This window comes from Ruegeria sp. AA3 (genome assembly GCF_056542905.1).
This window is the reverse complement of sequence record NZ_JBQGAQ010000031.1, coordinates 1-2,855: the sequence shown is the minus strand read 5'-3', so window position 1 is coordinate 2,855 and position 2,855 is coordinate 1. Positions and strand designations below refer to the sequence as shown.

The following is a 2,855-nucleotide window of genomic DNA, read 5'->3' as shown; positions in this document are numbered from 1 at the left end:
TCTTAGACTTACGGTTTTCGGTAAGCGACGGGAAATGGGCCTCGGGCGGTGGCCGGATGTTGGCTTGGCGGAGGCCCGGGAAACAGCTGACGCAGCCCGACGCGAACTGCGGGAAGGCCGAGATCCGATCAGAGAGCGGCAAAAACAACGTGTAGAAGCCCAGCGCAACTTGCATTTATTTAGAGACATCGCTCGGGATGCGTTTGAAGCGCGGAAGTCTGAGTTGCGCGGTGGCGGAAAAGCGGGGCGTTGGTGAGAACGGCGGTGAGAAAGTCGACCACGGTAGCGGCGGGATAACCCTGCTGCGGGCGGCGTAAAAGTCGTCCATCTTTGCCCTTCTTTTCGTAACGGGGGGGGCGGGAGGATCTTTTCCGTGGATTTGTATCGTAAAGTGCGTCTGGCCTGTGCCGAGGGCATGAGCCAGCGAGAAGCGGCCCGGCATTTCGGGATATCACGTGACAGCGTTCGCAAGATCTTGGCGTTTTCGGTCCCGCCCGGCTACCGGCGGTCAGCACCGATCCGGCGGCCCAAGCTGGATGGGTTCACCGGGATCATCGATCAATGGCTGACAGAAGATCGGCAGCGACCGCCCAAACAGCGGCATACGGCCAAGCGGATCTTCGAACGCCTGCGCGATGAGCATGGCTTCGAGGGTGGTTACACCATCATCAAGGATTATGTTCGGGAACACGGTCGACGGCATCGCGAGATGTTCGTGCCGCTTAACCATGCACCCGGCCATGCTCAGGCCGACTTCGGCGAAGCGATTGTTGTGATCGGTGGCATTGAACAGAAGGCCCACTTCTTTGCCTTGGATCTGCCGCACAGCGACGCCTGCTACGTCCGGGCCTATCCGGCGGCGACCGCAGAGGCCTGGATGGATGGCCACGTCCATGCCTTTGGGTTTTTCGGGGCGGCTCCGCAGTCGATCCTGTACGACAACGACCGGTGCCTTGTGGCGAAGATCGAGCCCGACGGAACTCGCAGACGCGCGCGGCTGTTCAGCGAGATGCTGTCCCACTACGTGATCCGGGACCGCTACGGGCGTCCCGGCAAGGGCAACGACAAGGGGTCCGTCGAAGGGCTGGTTGGCTATTCCCGGCGCAACTTCATGGTGCCGGTCCCGAGTTTTCCGACTTGGGATGCCTTCAACAACTGGCTCGAAGAGCAGTGCCGTAAGCGCCAAAACGACAAGCTGCGCGGGCACAATGAGACGATTGGAGAGCGACTTCAACGCGATCTGGAGATCATGGCGCCGCTTCCCGCCCGGTCTTTCGAAGCCTGTGACCAGGCAACGGGTCGGGTCAGTTCGCTCGCGTTGGTACGTTACAAGACCAATGATTATTCCGTACCGGTTGCCTTTGGACACCGCGATGTCTGGATCCGCGCCTATGTCGACCGACTGGTGATCGGATGTGGCGGCGAGGTCATCGCGCGGCATGTTCGCAGCTACAACCGCGAGGACATGGTCTTCGATCCGGTTCATTACCTGCCGCTGATTGAGAAGAAGATAAACGCTTTCGAACAGGCAGCTCCGCTGGCCGGATGGGAGCTTCCCAAGGCGTTTGATACTCTTCAGAAGCTAATGGAGGCACGCATGCTGAAAGCCGGACGGCGCGAATACGTGCAGGTCCTACGGCTGCTCGAAAGCTTCGAGATGGAGGAGGTTCATGCTGCCGTGAAGACGGCTCTCCAGATGGGTGCGATCAGTTTTGATGCCGTGAAGCATCTGGTGCTGTGTCGGGTGGAGCGGCGGCCGCCGAGGCTCGATCTGGATGTCTACCCGTTCCTGCCGCGGGCCAAGGTGGCGACGACATCTCCGGCCAGCTACATGTGCCTGACAACAGGTGCCTCGACATGACGGAGACACCACAGATCCTGCTGAACCACCAACTCAAGAAGCTGAAGCTGCCGACCATCCTGCGGGAATACGACAAACAGGCTCGGCTGTGTGCCTCCGAGGGCCGCGACCATGTCCAGTTCCTGGCCCGTCTGATCGAGCTCGAGCTCATCGACCGGGAGCGGCGGATGATCGAACGCCGGATCAAGGCCGCGAAATTCCCGGCGACCAAGAGCCTTGATAGCTTCGATTTTGCCGCGATCCCTTCTTTGAACAAGATGCAGGTCCTGGAGTTGGCGCGTGGTGAATGGATCGACCGCGGAGAGAACGTCATCGCTCTCGGCCCCAGCGGCACCGGTAAGACCCACGTGGCGCTCGGCCTCGGTCTGGCCGCCTGCCAGAAAGGCCTGGCGGTTCGCTTTACTACTGCCGCGGCCATCGTGCACGAGTTGATGGAAGCCCGCGACGAGCGCCAGCTCCTGCGCCTTCAAAAGCAACTCGTGAAGCAGAAGCTCCTGATCATCGACGAGTTGGGCTTCGTGCCCCTCAGCAAAACCGGCGCCGAACTGTTGTTCGAACTGATCTCTCAGCGATACGAGCGCGGCTCGATCCTGATCACCTCGAACCTGCCCTTCGATGAATGGACCGAAACATTCGGATCGGAGCGCCTCACTGGTGCCTTGCTCGACCGGCTGACCCACCACGTCAGCATTCTGGAGATGAACGGAGAAAGCTATCGCCTGGCACAGAGCAGGGCCCGGCAGAACTCCTAAGGCACAGAAGAGATTGGTCCTGACGGACCAAGACGCCTTGGCAACCGCCAGCTATTTGGGAGCGCGTTTGCCAAGGCGCCGGTAACCCAAACAGTGGACGACTTTTGCTCCGCCCAATGGCAGACTTTCTCACCGCCGTTGACACACCCACCGTTGTTATTTTCTTTGCTGCGTTGGTGATGAAAGTTCGCCGACCGCTGTGCGATGAACACCCAATCAACCCCAGTTCGTTGTACCAAGAG

3 protein-coding genes are annotated in these 2,855 nt (G+C 60.0%); all 3 read left to right on the top strand.

Annotated features, from left to right (window positions below; genetic code table 11):
• Window positions 1-256 (top strand): Arm DNA-binding domain-containing protein (locus ACR0JR_RS22215; RefSeq protein ID WP_480458198.1); only part of this gene is annotated, 256 nt, incomplete at its 5' end.
• 117 nt (window positions 257-373) lie between these two features.
• Window positions 374-1,861: an IS21 family transposase gene (istA, locus tag ACR0JR_RS22210; protein WP_480458196.1), complete on the top strand. Its 1,488-nt coding sequence runs from the start codon at window positions 374-376 to the stop codon at window positions 1,859-1,861.
• The gene (gene istB, locus ACR0JR_RS22205; protein ID WP_170434935.1) at window positions 1,858-2,613 is read left to right on the top strand and encodes an IS21-like element helper ATPase IstB; all 756 of its coding nucleotides are present in this window, start codon (window positions 1,858-1,860) and stop codon (window positions 2,611-2,613) included. Before istA ends, istB begins: the two co-directional genes overlap by 4 nt.
• Window positions 2,614-2,855: the final 242 nt, after the last annotated feature.

Excerpts from the sequence above, each read along its gene's own strand:
- istB (WP_170434935.1), top strand. The coding sequence starts at position 1,858 with ATGACGGAGACACCACAGATCCTGCTGAACCACCAACTCAAGAAGCTG.